16 protein-coding genes and 1 tRNA gene are annotated in these 15,296 nt (G+C 33.2%); 3 read left to right on the top strand and 14 right to left on the bottom strand.

Features of this window, described 5'->3' with window-relative positions:
- Positions 1–77: 77 nt before the first annotated feature.
- The 12 genes from RTY06_RS06290 to RTY06_RS06235 form a co-directional block, all read right to left on the bottom strand.
- Positions 78–611, bottom strand: coding sequence for a C40 family peptidase (locus RTY06_RS06290; protein WP_312823617.1), 534 nt, complete (start codon positions 609–611; stop codon positions 78–80).
- A gap of 146 nt (positions 612–757) precedes the next feature.
- A complete protein-coding gene (locus RTY06_RS06285) occupies positions 758–1,543 on the bottom strand; it encodes a phosphatase PAP2 family protein (protein ID WP_312823616.1) in 786 nt (261 codons plus the stop codon).
- 17 nt (positions 1,544–1,560) lie between these two features.
- Entirely contained in the window at positions 1,561–2,583 is a 1,023-nt protein-coding gene (locus RTY06_RS06280; RefSeq protein WP_312823614.1) for a sulfite exporter TauE/SafE family protein, read from the bottom strand.
- A gap of 80 nt (positions 2,584–2,663) precedes the next feature.
- Positions 2,664–4,493, bottom strand: coding sequence for an LTA synthase family protein (locus RTY06_RS06275; protein WP_312823613.1), 1,830 nt, complete (start codon positions 4,491–4,493; stop codon positions 2,664–2,666).
- Positions 4,494–4,691: 198 nt separating this feature from the next.
- Complete coding sequence (locus tag RTY06_RS06270; RefSeq protein ID WP_312823612.1) at positions 4,692–5,975, bottom strand: HAMP domain-containing sensor histidine kinase; 1,284 nt, start codon at positions 5,973–5,975, stop codon at positions 4,692–4,694.
- A 27-nt stretch (positions 5,976–6,002) separates the two neighbouring features.
- Complete coding sequence (locus RTY06_RS06265; protein ID WP_312823610.1) at positions 6,003–6,365, bottom strand: four helix bundle protein; 363 nt, start codon at positions 6,363–6,365, stop codon at positions 6,003–6,005.
- Positions 6,366–6,388: 23 nt separating this feature from the next.
- Complete coding sequence (locus RTY06_RS06260; protein ID WP_312823608.1) at positions 6,389–7,066, bottom strand: response regulator transcription factor; 678 nt, start codon at positions 7,064–7,066, stop codon at positions 6,389–6,391.
- A gap of 251 nt (positions 7,067–7,317) precedes the next feature.
- Positions 7,318–7,391, bottom strand: a tRNA-Ala gene (locus RTY06_RS06255).
- Positions 7,392–7,523: 132 nt separating this feature from the next.
- Positions 7,524–7,751, bottom strand: a complete 228-nt coding sequence (locus tag RTY06_RS06250; RefSeq protein ID WP_312823606.1) for a DUF2007 domain-containing protein — start codon at positions 7,749–7,751, stop codon at positions 7,524–7,526.
- A gap of 65 nt (positions 7,752–7,816) precedes the next feature.
- Complete coding sequence (lat, locus tag RTY06_RS06245) at positions 7,817–9,136, bottom strand: L-lysine 6-transaminase (RefSeq protein ID WP_312823603.1); 1,320 nt, start codon at positions 9,134–9,136, stop codon at positions 7,817–7,819.
- Positions 9,137–9,147: 11 nt separating this feature from the next.
- Positions 9,148–9,951: a hypothetical protein gene (locus RTY06_RS06240; protein WP_312823601.1), complete on the bottom strand. Its 804-nt coding sequence runs from the start codon at positions 9,949–9,951 to the stop codon at positions 9,148–9,150.
- Positions 9,952–11,490, bottom strand: coding sequence for an aldehyde dehydrogenase family protein (locus RTY06_RS06235; protein WP_312823599.1), 1,539 nt, complete (start codon positions 11,488–11,490; stop codon positions 9,952–9,954). It abuts the gene before it with no gap.
- 186 nt (positions 11,491–11,676) lie between these two features.
- On the opposite strand from RTY06_RS06235, the gene RTY06_RS06230 reads away from it, so the two are divergent.
- Positions 11,677–11,880, top strand: a complete 204-nt coding sequence (locus tag RTY06_RS06230; protein WP_312823597.1) for a hypothetical protein — start codon at positions 11,677–11,679, stop codon at positions 11,878–11,880.
- Here the strand turns inward: RTY06_RS06230 and RTY06_RS06225 are convergent.
- Both RTY06_RS06225 and era read right to left on the bottom strand, forming a co-directional pair.
- Positions 11,877–12,302, bottom strand: coding sequence for a DoxX family protein (locus tag RTY06_RS06225; protein ID WP_312823595.1), 426 nt, complete (start codon positions 12,300–12,302; stop codon positions 11,877–11,879). The two genes, RTY06_RS06230 and RTY06_RS06225, sit on opposite strands and share 4 nt — an antisense overlap.
- 65 nt (positions 12,303–12,367) lie before the next feature.
- The gene (gene era / locus RTY06_RS06220) at positions 12,368–13,243 is read right to left on the bottom strand and encodes a GTPase Era (RefSeq protein ID WP_116035022.1); all 876 of its coding nucleotides are present in this window, start codon (positions 13,241–13,243) and stop codon (positions 12,368–12,370) included.
- Positions 13,244–13,391: 148 nt separating this feature from the next.
- Here era and RTY06_RS06215 point away from each other — a divergent pair, with 148 nt between their 5' ends.
- Positions 13,392–14,078, top strand: a complete 687-nt coding sequence (locus tag RTY06_RS06215; RefSeq protein WP_312823594.1) for a T9SS type A sorting domain-containing protein — start codon at positions 13,392–13,394, stop codon at positions 14,076–14,078.
- A 90-nt stretch (positions 14,079–14,168) separates the two neighbouring features.
- Positions 14,169–15,173 carry a bifunctional oligoribonuclease/PAP phosphatase NrnA gene (locus RTY06_RS06210; protein WP_312823593.1) on the top strand — a complete coding sequence of 335 codons (1,005 nt, stop codon included), beginning with the start codon at positions 14,169–14,171 and terminating at the stop codon, positions 15,171–15,173.
- Positions 15,174–15,296: the final 123 nt, after the last annotated feature.

The raw sequence follows: 15,296 nt of genomic DNA, 5'->3' as shown, positions 1-15,296 counted from the left end.
TGTTTTTAATAAAATAAAAAAGTCCAATAAAAAAATTATTGAACCTCATCATTATATCCTTTGGCAAAAATAATAAATTATAGAACACTTCTCGCAAAAAGAAATGCTTTATTCCAATAAGCATCATTTAAAGAAGAAATGATTACGCCCTTGGATGTAGAAGAATGTACAAATGTAACCTCTCCATTGAGAATTTCATTAACAATCCCTACGTGAGTTACTGCAGATCCGCCTGCTGTGGCAAAAAAGAGAAGATCACCAGGTTTTACTCTGGAAACATCAACAGAAACCCCTTCTTTACCTTGATCTGCGGAACGTCTTGGCATTTTAATATTATTTTCATCAAAAACTTTGCAGACCAAACCGGAACAGTCAAAGCCTGCTTTTGTATTGCCTGCATATTTATAAGGTGTTCCCAGATAATGTTCCGCATCATTAATAACAGAAGCTCGGGTTCCTGAAACATTTCCTGAATAATTGGAATTCAGTTTTTTGAGATTGGCAGATTTATAAGTTGTTGTTTTTTTGTAAGAATATTTTTTTGCGGATTTAGAAGTTCCACAAGAGACCATCAATATCGAGAATAATATGAGTAGTACAGATTTTTTCATTTAATTCAATTTAAAAAATAGTTTTTCCTCAATTAGCATTCGTTTTTCCGATAACTTAACAAAAATAGGATACTTATCTAAATTAAACAAGAGTTTGAAATGAAATCTAGATTTATTAATTCATAAACTAAATGAAATTAATGTCTTTAAAAATTTTTCACCAACCCAATTCCTGCCGTTTTATTCTGATAGAAAGGCGTAACCATCGTTGAAGAATTCTTATTTTTTCCTGTTAATAATTTATTGATTTTTGGATACAACCAGTAAGAAGCTTCCATAGACAAAATCCCGATTCCCGCTCCTGCAATCACATCACTGAACCAATGTTTGTCATTCAACATTCTGTAAACACCTGTGAAAACTGCAAAAGAATAACCGGAAACTCCCAGCCAGAAATTGGTGTCTTTATATTCTCTGTACATAAACTGTGCGGATGCAAATGCAAAAGCCGTGTGACCGGAAGGAAACGACAACCGATTCGATTGGTCGGGTCTTTCTTCTTTTGCCAAATGTTTTGTAGGCATTACAACAGCGGAAGCCAATAGTAATGATGTTCCGTAGATGATGCTTCGGTCTCGGAAATGATGTTTTCCCTCAACTCCAAAAGCATTTAATCCATAAACCAAAGCGGCAGGAGCAAATTGCGTGTAATTATCCAATCTGATGTGGTCTGGCTGATGTTCGTTAATTTCAGTTCTTGTGGAGAAATTAAGCTGTTTTAATTTATCAATTTTCAAAGTTGCAACACCGTAACCTATAAATGCAGCTGGGATAATTAGTTTCTTGTAACTGAACTGATAAGCTTTATCAAGAGGCAAATGAGGAACAGAAACACTGTCAATAGAATCTTTTTTCACGTTTAAACTGTCCTGAGCCAAAAGGTTTTGAGAACTTAATAAAATAATTAATAAGCTTGAGAATATTAGTTTCATATATAATAAATTCTAAATTAACTTTCAAATTTGGTAAGCTGATTGTCTTTGTAACAATAGAATTCGTAGGAAGGTTCGTTTCGGAAAGTGAAAACTTTTTCCAGATGAATGACATCGTAATGATTTTTCAGAGAATCATATTTGGTTTTAAGATGATTGGGTAATTCTTCGGGATGAATTGGTCTTTCAATTTCCAAACCGTCATCGAAGGCAAATTCAATCACAAAATCTGTCGACCTCCACGAGATAATCGATTCATTTTTTGCAATCGTAACGCCCAATTTATCTTGCTGAATGATTTTATCAGAAGTTCCAATCAGCAAAGTAATTCCGGCAACAACCATTGCTCCGTACCCAATTTTTCTGAAGAGATTTTCACTCAAGTAAGGAAGAATATATTTTACAGTATAAGACGAAATAATCGTTGCAACAGCAATCGCTAATCCCAGCCATAAAGCAAGATTGGAATACAATCCAAGAGAAATATAAATCACTAATTTGATGAGATGCAGAAAAACCTCATTCGCCGCACGTGTCGCAACAATTTCTTCTTTTTTTAATCCGAATTTCAGATAAAATCGATTAAACAAAAGTCCAATCGCGCCTGTAATTCCGGAAACAAATCCTGCCAGAAAACCGATGATTGCTAAAACATATTTCGGAGACGCTTTTTCATCTGTTTCGTCGTTCTTTACTTTTTTGAAAAGTTGAGGAACATTGGCAATAAGGAAAAAGGCTACAATCAATTGCAGATAATTCGGATTGATATATTTGATAAGGTAAGCGCCCATTAAAACCGCAGGAATCGAAAACGGAACAAACCAAAAGAAAATTTTCCAGTTAATATGTTTCTTGAAAACCGCAATTCTTGAAACTGAACTCGTAAACGTCCCGATTGTCAATGAAAACGGAACAACAGAAGCCGGTAACAAAAGATTTAAAATTGGAATTAAAATAAGGCTTGCACCGCCTCCGCAAATCGCACTCAGCCAGAATGCGAGAATGGTTCCGAAGAACAATAAAATAACTTCAACAATCATTTTTACTAATAAAAAAAGGTTACACCATAAATTTTACTTTACAAAGGTGCAACCTGATTTAGAAGATATTTTGAAGAAAATTATTTCGCTTTCATTTTTCCGTTTTTAAATCTTTCACTCGCGGTTTGGTAATAAGAAATTGTCTCAGAAACTAGTTGTGGATTTTTAGATTTAATTTCTTTCAAGGACTTGTCAGAATCTTTTACGGCAAATTGTTTTACCTTTTTTCTGTCATCAATCTGAGTGAAAATATTACCTTTCAACATTCCCAAAGTTCTGTAATTTCCGATGAAAGCGCATTCATCGCCAATTATAGTCTGATTAATGTCTTTTCCGTACAAACTTGTCGTGTAATTCCAACCGAGATAACCGAATAAAGTTGGCATCAAATCAATCTGAGAAGTCAGACGATTGATTTTCTCCGCTTTTTGAGGAAGATTGTAAATAATGGCTGGAATATGATGTTTATCGATATTGATTTCCCATTTTCCGGCACTGCTCGCACAATGGTCGGCAACGATGACGAACACAGTATTTTTGAACCAAGGTTTTGTTTTTGCATCAGCCAAAAATTTCCCCAAAGCATAATCGGTATATTTCACAGCCCCATTTCTGTTGCCTTGTGAAAGGTCGATTTTTCCGGCTGGAAAAGTGTAAGGTTTATGATTGGAAGTCGTCATCACAAACTGGAAAAACGGTTTGTTTAATTTACTGCTTTTATCAGCATATTTAATCGATTGCTTGTACAAATCTTCATCACAAATTCCCCACGCATTTTCAAAACTCACCTCGTTGTCCGGAATATTGAAACGTTGTGTTTTGATTTCGTCTGACAAAGGATTTCCACGATTTCTGTCCACAATATCAAAGCCTTGCCCTCCGAAAAAATTATTCATATTATCAAAATAACCGTCGCCACCGTAAATAAAATAAGGCTGATAATTTTTCTCTTTAAAAATAGTAGCCACAGAAAACAAATTCTGATTATCTGGTCTTCTCACAATACTATTTCCAGGAGTCGGCGGAACGGACAAAGTCAAAGCTTCCATTCCACGCACTGTTCTGGTTCCGGTTGCGTATAGATTGGTAAAGAAAATGCTTTCGTTAGCCAATTTATCATAGTTTGGAGTAAGATTATCTTTGTTCCCGAAAGCTTTCAAAAAATCTCCGCTGAAACTTTCTATCGCAATCAGAATGACATTCGGACGTTGCTCATTTTCAGATTTTGTAGTTCTGGAAATATCGTCCCATTTGTTGGAAACATAAGCTTGATTTTCCTGTAAAAGATTTTTCTTCAGAACAGAATACGCTTCTTTATCATCAATTTTCGGATAGAAAGTTTCGTAGTCTAGTTCATTGGATTTGAAAGCGGTGAAAAATGAGAATGTTCCGTTTTTTCCTAATTCATTTAAAACTAAATTGTTGCTGAAATCTGCCTGTTTATTTTTCAATATTAAACTTAAAATTAAAGCCGGAATCAATAAAGAAAAAAATGCAAATCTTCTGGAAATTGGTCTTTTGTCTGAAAATGTATTTCTGAATATTTTTCTTTTTTGAAGGAAAACGAAGGTTAAAACAATCAACGCAACCAATACAAAAATGATTAATGGCAACGGGTAAGATTCGTTGATGTTCGAAATCACTTCGTAAGTGTAAATCAGATAATCAACCGCAATAAAATTGAATCTCACTCCAAATTCATCCCAAAAAGGAATCTCTGCCAACAAACTGAAATAGATGATGAGAAGGACAATCGCCAGATAAACATACGTGAAAATCTTATCGAATCTGGAACCAACCCATCGTTTCGGAAAAACCAAAAGATAAATTGAATACAGTAATAAAAATAAAGTTCCAACCGCAAAATCGTAGCAGAATCCTGTGAAAAATGCCCTTAAAATATAGAACAAATTGAAATCTAAATCCTTTGAAGACCAGAATAAAAATCCAATCCTGATAAGGGATGAGAATAAAATATATAAACTTAAAATTGAGAATAAAACGGCAAATCTGCTGTCAAATATTTTTTGAAATTTTTTAAGAATCATTACTTTTTACGCGTTTAAAAACGTGTAAAGATGAAACTCAATTTAGAAGAAATTTAGAATTTACAGTTTTACCGAGAAAATATGATTATTATTTTCGAATCTGTAATCAATAGTCCAATTCTGAGATTTGCAGATTTCTTTCACAATTGCAAGCCCAAGTCCGCTTCCGTTATTGTCTTTCGAGAACCTTGAAAACCGTTTGAACAGCAAATCTGAATTCAATTTTTCTGTTCCGGAATTAGAAACTTCGAAAACAGAATTGTTTAATTTAATAGAAATCGAACCGTTAATTGAAGTATGCCGAATAGCGTTTAAAATTAAATTATTAATCAAAACTTCGGTTAATCCAATATTTCCGTTCACTTTTACATTAGAGGAAATTTCAGTGTTTATCGAGATGTTTTTCTGTTCAAAATGTTCCTGTAAAATTTCCATACTTTGATTCAGTAATTCATCCAAATGTATTTCAGAATTTTCAAACTGATTATTTTCAATTTTTGCTAGTAACAAAAGGTTTTTATTGATTCTGGAACTTCTGGACAAAGCGCGGTTCATTTCTTCGGCAATTTGATATTGTTTTTCCGTCAAGTCTTGATTTTGCAAAAGAATATCGAGTTTGTTTTTCAGAATCGCCAAAGGTGTCTGCAACTCGTGAGAAGCGTTTTCTGTAAACTCTTTCTGTGTTTTATAAACCGAAATATTTTGTTCTATCAGCTTACTTAATGATTGATTAAGTTCATCAAATTCGGAAACATCAGTTTTAGAAAATTCAATCTTAGTTTGTTGATTTAGATTGAAGGTCTTTAATTTGTCTAAAGTATTTCGAAAAGGTTTCCAAACAGATTTTGAAAGTCTTCTGTTAAGGAATAACAATCCGCCGACAATCAGAATAAAAAGAATAACTGTTGTCACCGAGATGAAAAAAATAGTTTCCTGAGATTCCTCAATATTGGTTTCTATATTGAAACGATAAGGTTTTTGGTTGAGATAGATAATCTTCGACAAACATCTGAACCGGTCAATGTCTTCAAAATCCAGAAAATCGTGTGGTTTTTCTACAATGAAAATACTGTCTTTGAAATTGTCGTTTTTCTTTACATTCTGTATGTTTGTGGTCGGTTGTACATCGTTCCAGAGCTTTATCGTTTCATTTAATTTTTCATCGGATAATTTTAGACTATTGATTTGAGATGACGTTTTTTCAGCAACAATCTTGTTATGTTCATCCAGCTCGTGTTTCCAGATAGCATCGACCACCAAATAATACACAGGAATACTGATTACCAGAATAATCAGGACATAAATAATGAAGGGTTTTGTGGTTTTGTTTAATAACGGCTTCACGAAGAATTATAAGTTATGAATTATAAATTATGAGTTTTTTGTTTTTGTTGTAATGATTGCACTACGAATCATTTTCAATATTTCTGATGCATCATTATTAATATTCTCGTATTCTGCGGAAGACAAATATTCGGTTTGAAATAAAAGTTCGAGCCAATAAAGAGATTCGTCACATTCTTTTTGAGCAATAGCGAGTTTATGAATGAAATCTGCTTTACTTTCAGCATTTTGAGCTTCTCGAATCAATGCGCCAATTGCAGTTCCACTTCTTAGCAATTGCTTACTTAATACGAATTCCTTTTTATCTGTTACAAGATATTTGTAAAGTTTTACAATTCTTATCGCAAAACTAAAACTCTTATCCTTCAAAACATTTTTCTTTTCATTCATAATTCATCCTTTATAATTCATAACTAACTTGCCTCCCATTTGTAGCCAGTTCCGTATACCGTTTTTAGATACTGCTCACAACCTGCATCGTTCAATTTCTTTTTTAAATTTTTAACGTGGGCATATACAAAATCGTGGTTGTCCAACATATCTGCAAAATCTCCTGAAAGATGCTCTGCTAAAGTACTTTTCGATATGACTTTGTTTTTATTACCGATAAAATAAATGAGTAAATCAAACTCTTTTTTAGTCAATGCAATCACTTCATTATTAACAGAAACTGTTTTGGATAAAAGGTCAATTTGTAATTCATTTTGAGTAATGATATTAGAATTATTGAATTGTTTTCTACGAATAATAGAATAAATTCTTGCCATCAATTCCGACAAATGAAACGGTTTTGTGAGATAATCGTCGGCTCCTAATTGCAAACCTTTAATTTTATCATCCAAAGCATTTTTTGCAGAAACAATGATGACGCCGTCTTGTTTATTTTGAGATTTTAACTCTTCCAAAATCTTGAGTCCGTTTCCATCTGGAAGCATAATGTCGAGAATAATACAGTCGTACTGAAATGTCTCTATTTTATACATCGCATCCGTGAAAGTCTCTGCAAACTCACACAGATAGTTCTCTTCGGAAAGGTATTCTGCAACACTTTTCGCCAATTCGGTTTCGTCTTCTATAATCAGGATTTTCATCAGTAGTTCTATTTTATAAATATCGGAATTTTTCTTCAGCGAATTTATATTTTGAATTTAGAAGAAATTTAGAATTGATAATATTTTTTACTACGAATTATTCGATGCAGTATAAAAAATTAAGAGGGCAACTAGTGCCCCCTTTAATCAATAATCAGGTTTCTATGAACTCGAATATTTGAAGTAATGAATACAAATTTCTTGCCATAAAACAAAATAAACTTCTGAATTTCAGAAGTTTAATATTTAAGTGGAGAATACGGGGATCGAACCCGTCACCTTTAGACTGCCAGTCTAACGCTCTAGCCAGATGAGCTAATTCCCCGTTCGGATTACAATGATAAGGATTTTACCTGAATAAATATTAAAACAATTAATGAAAATTTAAAATAAAAAAATCGGGCTCAAATCAATTTGAACCCGACTTCTGTAAAACGTAAAATTTAAAAATATGAAATCAATTTTGATTTGATTTTAAATATTCATCAATGATATCAAACGCTCTTTTCTCGTCATTGATATCAACTTTAATAAAAGTATTGGTTGCAGTGGGAGTTGACAAAAAACTTAAGTAAGAATTTTCAACATCGCATTTGATTCCTGCATCTTCCAGCTTAGATTTCATAAGCTGAATCTCCTGTGGACTGCTACTTTCGTAGACAGCTACTCTAGTTGTTGCATCCATAATTTTGATTTTGATTTTGTTAAAGCATAGCAATTTATGAAAAAAATATCAAAATCTAAAATTCCTTATATTAAATTCTCAAATATTGAATTAATTTTATCTAAAATAATTTGAATTTCTTCTTTCGTTACATTAAGATGCGGACGGAATCTCAACGACTGGTCACCACACGTCAAAATGATAATTCCTTCGTCGTAAAGCTTACTTCTCAGCCACTCTCTGCTTTCTCCATCTTTGAGGTCAAAAGCACACATCAAACCTTTTCCTCTTGCCGAAGAAATATGGTCAGGATATTTTTGTTCCAACTGCTTCAAACCATTTAATAAAAACTCTCCAACAACTCTTGAATTTTCAACCAAGTTCTCATTTTCAATAATTTCTAAAACCAATTGAAAACGAAGCATATCAATGAAATTCCCCCCAAAAGTGGAATTGATTCTGGAACTTTCTTTGAAAACGTGATGTTCTACTTCGTCCAGTTTTTCTTTATTGGCAAGAATTCCACAAACCTGAGTTTTCTTTCCAAAAGTAATCACATCCGGAATAATGTCAAGATGTTGGAAAGCCCACATTTTCCCCGTCATTCCGATTCCAGTTTGGACTTCGTCAAGAATTAAAAGGATTTCGTTTTCGTCACAGATTCTTCTTAATTCAATAAAGAATTCGTTTCTGAAATGATTGTCTCCACCTTCTGCTTGGATTGGTTCGATAATCACGCAAGCCACTTCATCAGGATTCGCCAAAATCGCTTCTTGGATATGCAATAATGCTAATTGCTCGTGCTTGATCGTTTCCTCCAAATTATCTTCTGTGATTGGGAAATTCAGTTTTGGATTGTTAATTCTTGGCCAATCGAATTTTGGAAAATATTGGTGTTTTCTTGGGTCAGAAGTGTTGGTCAATGATAATGTATAACCACTTCTTCCGTGGAAAGATTGTTTGAAATGGATAACCATTCCTGCTTCTTTCTCAATATTCTTTTGCCAGTTCTTTCTGATTTTCCAGTCAAAAGCCGTCTTCAAAGCATTTTCTACAGCCAAAGTGCCACCTTCTACGAAAAAGCTATAAGGTAATTCTTTCGGAATTGCAACTCTGGAAAAAACCTCCATAAAATCTGCATATTCCTGAAGATAAACATCGCTGAGAGTTGGCTTGTAAATCGCCATTTTCCCCAGCCAATTGGCTTTTTCCAAAATGTAAGGATGATTATATCCAACAGAAGCTGATGCAAACATAGAGAACATATCGAGATATTCTTTGCCTGTTAATCGGTCTGCAATGTAAGAACCGTGGGATTTTTCGTAATCCATCACAAAATCGAAACCATCTGCAAGGATGTGTTTTCCGAGTGTTTCTTTTACTTTATTTTCTGTAGTCGTTATCATATTTTGTATTTTTAATTACAGTTTTTTTCAAAATAATTTGTGGTTTGTGTAGGGTCAAAAGTTGCATTATAAAAATTCCCATTAAAAACATATACTCCATTTTCCAAATCATAAGATTTAGAATCAGTCTTATGATAAATATTTTTGGAGAATGCCATATAAAAAGCACCATTAATAAAGAATTTTCCTTTTAGAAGATTTTCCTGAGTATCATAATCAGAATAAATAACTTCGATTTTGCCATTGACATTTCCATTTAAATCATACCTCCATTTTATAACTTTGGTAAGATTTCCATTTTCAACAGTCAAAGTTTTTATAAGTCTGTCATTTGTTTTTTCCAGAATTTGATTACCTGAATATTCATATGTATAAATTACTGGATCAGAATTTAAAAAGGGATATTTTGAAGTAACTTTTCGACTTATAATTTTACCATTATCAATAACAAATTCTTTATCATAAGGCCTTGTTGTCATATTTACTGAAATTTTAACTGAAACTGTATTTCCTGAGTATGTGATTTCGTCTGATGCAATATTACTTAGATAGAAAGCACCTAGATCTCCTGATGAACCTGCAATTAAACTTCCTATTACTTTATTGATCCTTTTTTGAGAATCATATTCAAAAGTGAACTTGCTGAAGTTGACATCAAAACTAGAAGTTGATATTGTCACATCATCAAATTGATAATTGTATGTTTTTGCGGTAACAATTCCACATTCATTTTGAGGAATTTTGAAATCATCTTCATTTCTAGAACAAGATAAAAATGATAAAAATGTTAATGTTAAAAAAATACATTTTTTCATTTACAAATCGAATTTAATTCCCTGTGCTAAAGGTAAGCTGGTGGTATAATTGATGGTGTTAGTCTGTCTTCTCATATAATATTTCCAAACGTCGGAACCAGATTCGCGTCCGCCTCCAGTTTCTTTTTCGCCACCAAAAGCACCACCGATTTCTGCTCCGGAAGTTCCAATATTCACGTTTGCAATTCCACAATCCGAGCCTCCGTTGGAAAGGAATAATTCTGCTTCTCTTAGGTTTTGAGTCATAATTGCAGAACTTAAACCTTGCGGAACATCGTTCTGTAAAGCAATTGCTTCGTCTAGGGTTTTATATTTAATCAAATAAAGAATTGGAGCAAAGGTCTCGTGCTGAACGATTTCATAACTGTTTTCAACCTCGGCTATACAAGGTTTTACGTAACATCTAGAAGTGTAATTTTCACCTTCCAAAACACCACCTTCAACGATAAATTTACCGCCTTCCGATTTACATTTTTCGATGGAATCTTGATATTGTTTTACTGCAGATTTGTCGATAAGCGGACCAACGTGATTAGTTTCATCCAACGGATTTCCGATTTTCAATTGTCCGTAAGCTTTTACCAAACGGTTTTTAACTTCATCATAAACAGACTCGTGGATAATTAATCTTCTTGTAGATGTACATCTTTGTCCAGCCGTACCCACCGCACCGAAAACTGCGCCGATGATTGACATATTAAGATCCGCATTTTCTGTAATGATAATCGCATTATTTCCACCTAATTCCAGAATTGATTTTCCGAAACGTTCCGCGACATTCTTCCCTACGATTCTTCCAACTCTGGTAGAACCTGTGAAAGAAACTAACGCTATTTTTTTATCATTAACTAATTTATCTCCAATCTCGTGATCAGCAATTACCAAGTTTGAAATTCCTTCCGGCAAACCATTTTCTCTTGCAACTTCAGCAAAAATATTTTGACAAGCAATGGCGCAAAGCGGTGTTTTTTCTGACGGTTTCCAAATCACAACGTTTCCACAAATCCAAGCCAAAGCCGCGTTCCAACTCCAAACAGCCACAGGAAAATTGAAAGCCGAAATCACTCCAACAATCCCAAGCGGATGATATTGCTCGTACATTCTGTGTCCAGGTCTTTCAGAATGCATAGTATAACCATGGAGCTGACGAGACAAACCAACTGCAAAATCGCAGATATCAATCATTTCCTGAACTTCACCCAGACCTTCCTGCAAAGATTTCCCCATCTCGTAAGAAACGAGTTTACCCAAATCGTCTTTGTATTCTCTCAATTTATTTCCAAATTGCCGAACCAAATCTCCTCTTTTTGGTGCTGGAATTTGTCTGAATTCTTTATAAGCTTCCTGCGCTTTTGCAACTACTTTTTCGTAGTCATTAACATCAGAGATTTTAACAGAAGCTATCAATTTTCCATCTACCGGAGAATTGCTTTCTATCTTATTACCAGATGAGAAAAATTCTAATCCAGTTGAAGTTCCGTTGTTTTCTGTTGAGATACCTAATCTTTTAAGACTTTCTAATATTGAAATTGAGGACATATATTTTTAATTTTTGAATTCTCTAAAGATAAAAATATAATTTGACCGGCAAAATTAAAAACTAACAATCGTTAGTAAAGAAGTTGGAGCGTTGTAGAAAAGATTTGAGAGCTAAAAAAAAATGGAGTTTTTCCTGACTTTTAGTTATTTTGAATAAATCTAAACTGTAGAATTTTTCTTATTTTTGTGAAAAATAAAAAAATGGAAGACCAGCAAGAGACAAGCGAAGAAAAGAAATTGCCGAAGTGGAAAAGTCTGCTAAAAAAGTTTGGAATTGGAGGAATTATTTTTTTTACGGTAAAAGGAATTATCACTTCTACATTAATTTATTTTCTGGGGAAAAATTTTTGGATAATTATTAAAGATTATGTAGCACAATGGTTTAATTAATAAAGATCTTCTTTTTTAGAAAATAAAAAATCCAAAGAAAATTTTCCGGAGCCTAAGATCAACAATGTGAGGTAAAAGAAAAAGTAAACCAAACTCAATTCTTTTGTTGCATAGGAATCTGAACCATGAACGACAAAAAACGCAACAAGCATTGTTATCATTAAAGGTATTGTAGCAAGCCTTGTAATGAATCCAAAAATTATAAAAACAGAACAAAGAAGCTCTGCAAAAACCACCAATACTAAAGAAATTGCAGATCCTAGTCCTAGAAAATTTATAAATTCTATATTATCATTCGCAATTAATTTCTCGAATTTAGGCAAAGCGTGAGTCATCATTGATATTCCTACAAATAGTCTAATTACTAATATTAGTCCGTTTAAAACGTTATCATTCACTTTTGTAGAATTAAAATTTCTCATTATTAAAATCGAATTTAACTCAAAGCTACAAAAAAATCCTTTATAGAAAAGGATTTTAGATGATTTTAACGGTAACCAAAATTTTTGAGATCTCTATCATTTTTGCGCCAGTCTTTTTTGACTTTTACAAAAAGATTAAGATGAAGTTTTTTATTAAAGAATTTCTCAAGGTCAATTCTAGCCTCGGTTCCTACTTTTTTGATTGCCTCGCCTTTGTGACCAATGATGATTCCTTTCTGTGTGTCTCTTTCGACATAGATTATCGAATCTATGATAATTACACCTTCTTTTTCTTTGAAAATCTCCGTAACTACTTCTACAGAATAAGGTATTTCTTTGTCATAATTAAGAAGAATTTTTTCACGGATTGCCTCATTCACAAAGAATCTTTCGGGTTTATCTGTGTACATATCCTTGTCATAATAAGCCGGATTCTCAGGCAACATTTCCTTCAATTTTGGAAGAATAACATCCAAATTAAAATTGTTAAGTGCCGAAATCGGAAGAATCTCAGCTTTTGGGATTCTCTCGTGCCAATCTGTTGCTATTTTTTCTAGATCCTGTTGATTGGTTTGGTCAATTTTATTTAATAATAATAAAACGGGAACAGGAATTTTGTTCAGTTTATCAATTAAAAATTCTGATTGTTCACTTTTATCCGTCACATCTACAATAAACAAAAATACATCAGCATCTTGCAAAGAATCTTTTACAAAATCCATCATTTTTTCCTGTAAACCATATTTTGGATCCAAAACGCCAGGCGTGTCAGAAAATACGATTTGAAGGTCTTCTTCATTATAAATTCCGAAAATTCTATGTCTTGTTGTTTGAGCTTTTTGGGTTACAATCGCCAGCTTCTCTCCCATCAATTGATTGAGAAGTGTAGATTTTCCGGCATTAGGTTTCCCTACAATATTTACGAATCCTGCTTTGTGCATTGTTGTTTTGAATGAAATTGAAATGAACGACAAAGGTAAGGAAATTTTGAGCGTAGAGTTCAAAACTTATAGCATTAAATATATCAAGGTTTTACAAAATATTATAAAATAGTTTTAACTTTATAAACAAATAAAAAAACTTGCGTTTATGAAAAAAATTTACACATTATTATTCAGCTTTTTGTGGCTATTTGGATTTTCCCAAAATCCTGATTTACTAAATACAGACTGGAAAATTAGCAAGTTTGTGGGAGAATTGTCCCCAACAGAACAATTACCTCCGTCTATGCCTTATCAGCAGGTTACAAAGTTCGAAACAAGTCCGAATCGTCTTAATTTATCCTTTTTTAATATGCTTTCGGCGGATGTAACTTTTAATGAACAAAATAGCTTGACAGTAAGCAATAAGACTTGTACTTTAGCAGACTATTTGGGCGATAATGGCCAAGTTAACCAGTTTTTTGGGTTGCTCTGTTCTTTTTTCGCAATTAATGGAAACTATTTTTACACCATACAAAATAATGGAAATGAAAAGACATTGATAATTAGTAATGCTATTTTTCAGTCAATTTATTTTAAATCTGCAATCCTTTCCGTAAAAAATAATGAGTTAAAAAAGTCTAACGTTTTTCCAAACCCAGTTTTCGATTTCTTGAAAATCGAAAATCTGAAGCCTAACTCCAATATGGAAATCGTGGACAGCTCCGGAAAATTAGTAAAAGCAATTTCGGGCAACAGTTCGGACAAAACAGAAATCAATATCAAAAATCTCACTCCAGGAATTTATTATTTGAAAATTAACGGAGAATTTGTTCAGAAGATTATCAAAAAATAATGATCCATCCATAATAAAAAAATCGGTTCAACTTTGAGCCGATTTTTTTATTTTAAAGTTTTACCTTTGAGACTTTAATTATCATCATTTATGTTTACAGACAAAGAAATTTCAGAAATCAATCATCTCCTCGTTCCGGAAAACAATATCGTTATTGTAACGCATCATAATCCCGACGGAGACGCCATTGGTTCTTCTCTTGGTCTGAAACATTATTTGAAAACAAAAGGAATAAATGCAATTGTAATAACACCAAACGATTTTCCAAAGTTCCTAAAATGGATGCCCGAAGCAAAGCAAATCATTATTGGAGAATATAAAAGAAAAGTGGCTGGTGAAGCTATTTATAATGCTGATGTTATCTTCTGTTTAGATTTTAATTCGCCAACCAGAATCGGGATTCTTGGCGATTGGGTTACCAAGTCAAAAGCTAAAAAAGTTTTGATTGACCATCATCAGATGCCGGAACAATTTGATTACGTCTATTCTGACACCACAGTTCCTGCGACTTGCCAAATGGTTTATCATTTTATCCAGGCCAATAATGATGAAAATCTTGTGAATCTTGATATTGCGCAATGTCTTTATACAGGAATAATGACAGATACGGGTGGCTTCCGATTCCGTTCTACGAGTGCTACAACGCATAGAATTGTTGCTGATTTGATTGAAAAAGGTGCAGATCCAGCAATAATCACGTCAAACACTTGGGATACAAATACAATCTCTCGACTTCATTTACTTTCTCTCGTTCTTAGCCGAATTGAGTTGACTAAAGAAGGAAAAGTAGCAATCCTATGGCTAAAACGTTCTGAACTAAAAGAATATGGTTTTGACAAAGGTGATACAGAAGGTTTCGTAAATTACGGGCTAAGTGTTCTCGGAACCAAAATGGCAGTTTTCTTTATGGAAGATCTTTATGAGGATTTTATTAAGATATCTTTCCGATCAAAAGATTCTGTAGATACCAATCAGTTTGCTAGAAAACACTTCAACGGTGGCGGACACATCAATGCTTCTGGCGGAAAGTATTTCAAATCGATAGAGGAAACTATTTCTGATTTCAAAGAAAAAGTGGAAGCTGAGGATTTTTAATCTAAACAATCTTTCAACAATACAATTGTCATTCTGTGAGAATCTAAGCATTATTTAGATTTTTATTGAATGACATTTTTTTAATGTAAAATCTTCGAATTATTGACAGAACTCATAGCCCCG

Origin of the sequence: Epilithonimonas sp. (genome assembly GCF_032055105.1) — a bacterium.
In the GTDB taxonomy this organism is placed as follows: Bacteria; Bacteroidota; Bacteroidia; order Flavobacteriales; family Weeksellaceae; genus Epilithonimonas.
This window is presented reverse-complemented; position numbering and strand designations above follow the sequence as displayed.

What these genes read in the sequence shown, in the direction of transcription:
- RTY06_RS06290 (WP_312823617.1), bottom strand. Translation starts at nt 611, where the DNA reads ATGAAAAAATCTGTACTACTCATATTATTCTCGATATTGATGGTCTCT.
- RTY06_RS06285 (WP_312823616.1), bottom strand. Translation starts at nt 1,543, where the DNA reads ATGAAACTAATATTCTCAAGCTTATTAATTATTTTATTAAGTTCTCAA.
- RTY06_RS06280 (WP_312823614.1), bottom strand. Translation starts at nt 2,583, where the DNA reads ATGATTGTTGAAGTTATTTTATTGTTCTTCGGAACCATTCTCGCATTC.
- RTY06_RS06265 (WP_312823610.1), bottom strand. Translation starts at nt 6,365, where the DNA reads ATGAATGAAAAGAAAAATGTTTTGAAGGATAAGAGTTTTAGTTTTGCG.
- RTY06_RS06260 (WP_312823608.1), bottom strand. Translation starts at nt 7,066, where the DNA reads ATGAAAATCCTGATTATAGAAGACGAAACCGAATTGGCGAAAAGTGTT.
- RTY06_RS06250 (WP_312823606.1), bottom strand. Translation starts at nt 7,751, where the DNA reads ATGGATGCAACAACTAGAGTAGCTGTCTACGAAAGTAGCAGTCCACAG.
- lat (WP_312823603.1), bottom strand. Translation starts at nt 9,136, where the DNA reads ATGATAACGACTACAGAAAATAAAGTAAAAGAAACACTCGGAAAACAC.
- RTY06_RS06240 (WP_312823601.1), bottom strand. Translation starts at nt 9,951, where the DNA reads ATGAAAAAATGTATTTTTTTAACATTAACATTTTTATCATTTTTATCT.
- RTY06_RS06235 (WP_312823599.1), bottom strand. Translation starts at nt 11,490, where the DNA reads ATGTCCTCAATTTCAATATTAGAAAGTCTTAAAAGATTAGGTATCTCA.
- RTY06_RS06225 (WP_312823595.1), bottom strand. Translation starts at nt 12,302, where the DNA reads ATGAGAAATTTTAATTCTACAAAAGTGAATGATAACGTTTTAAACGGA.
- era (WP_116035022.1), bottom strand. Translation starts at nt 13,243, where the DNA reads ATGCACAAAGCAGGATTCGTAAATATTGTAGGGAAACCTAATGCCGGA.
- RTY06_RS06215 (WP_312823594.1), top strand. Translation starts at nt 13,392, where the DNA reads ATGAAAAAAATTTACACATTATTATTCAGCTTTTTGTGGCTATTTGGA.
- RTY06_RS06210 (WP_312823593.1), top strand. Translation starts at nt 14,169, where the DNA reads ATGTTTACAGACAAAGAAATTTCAGAAATCAATCATCTCCTCGTTCCG.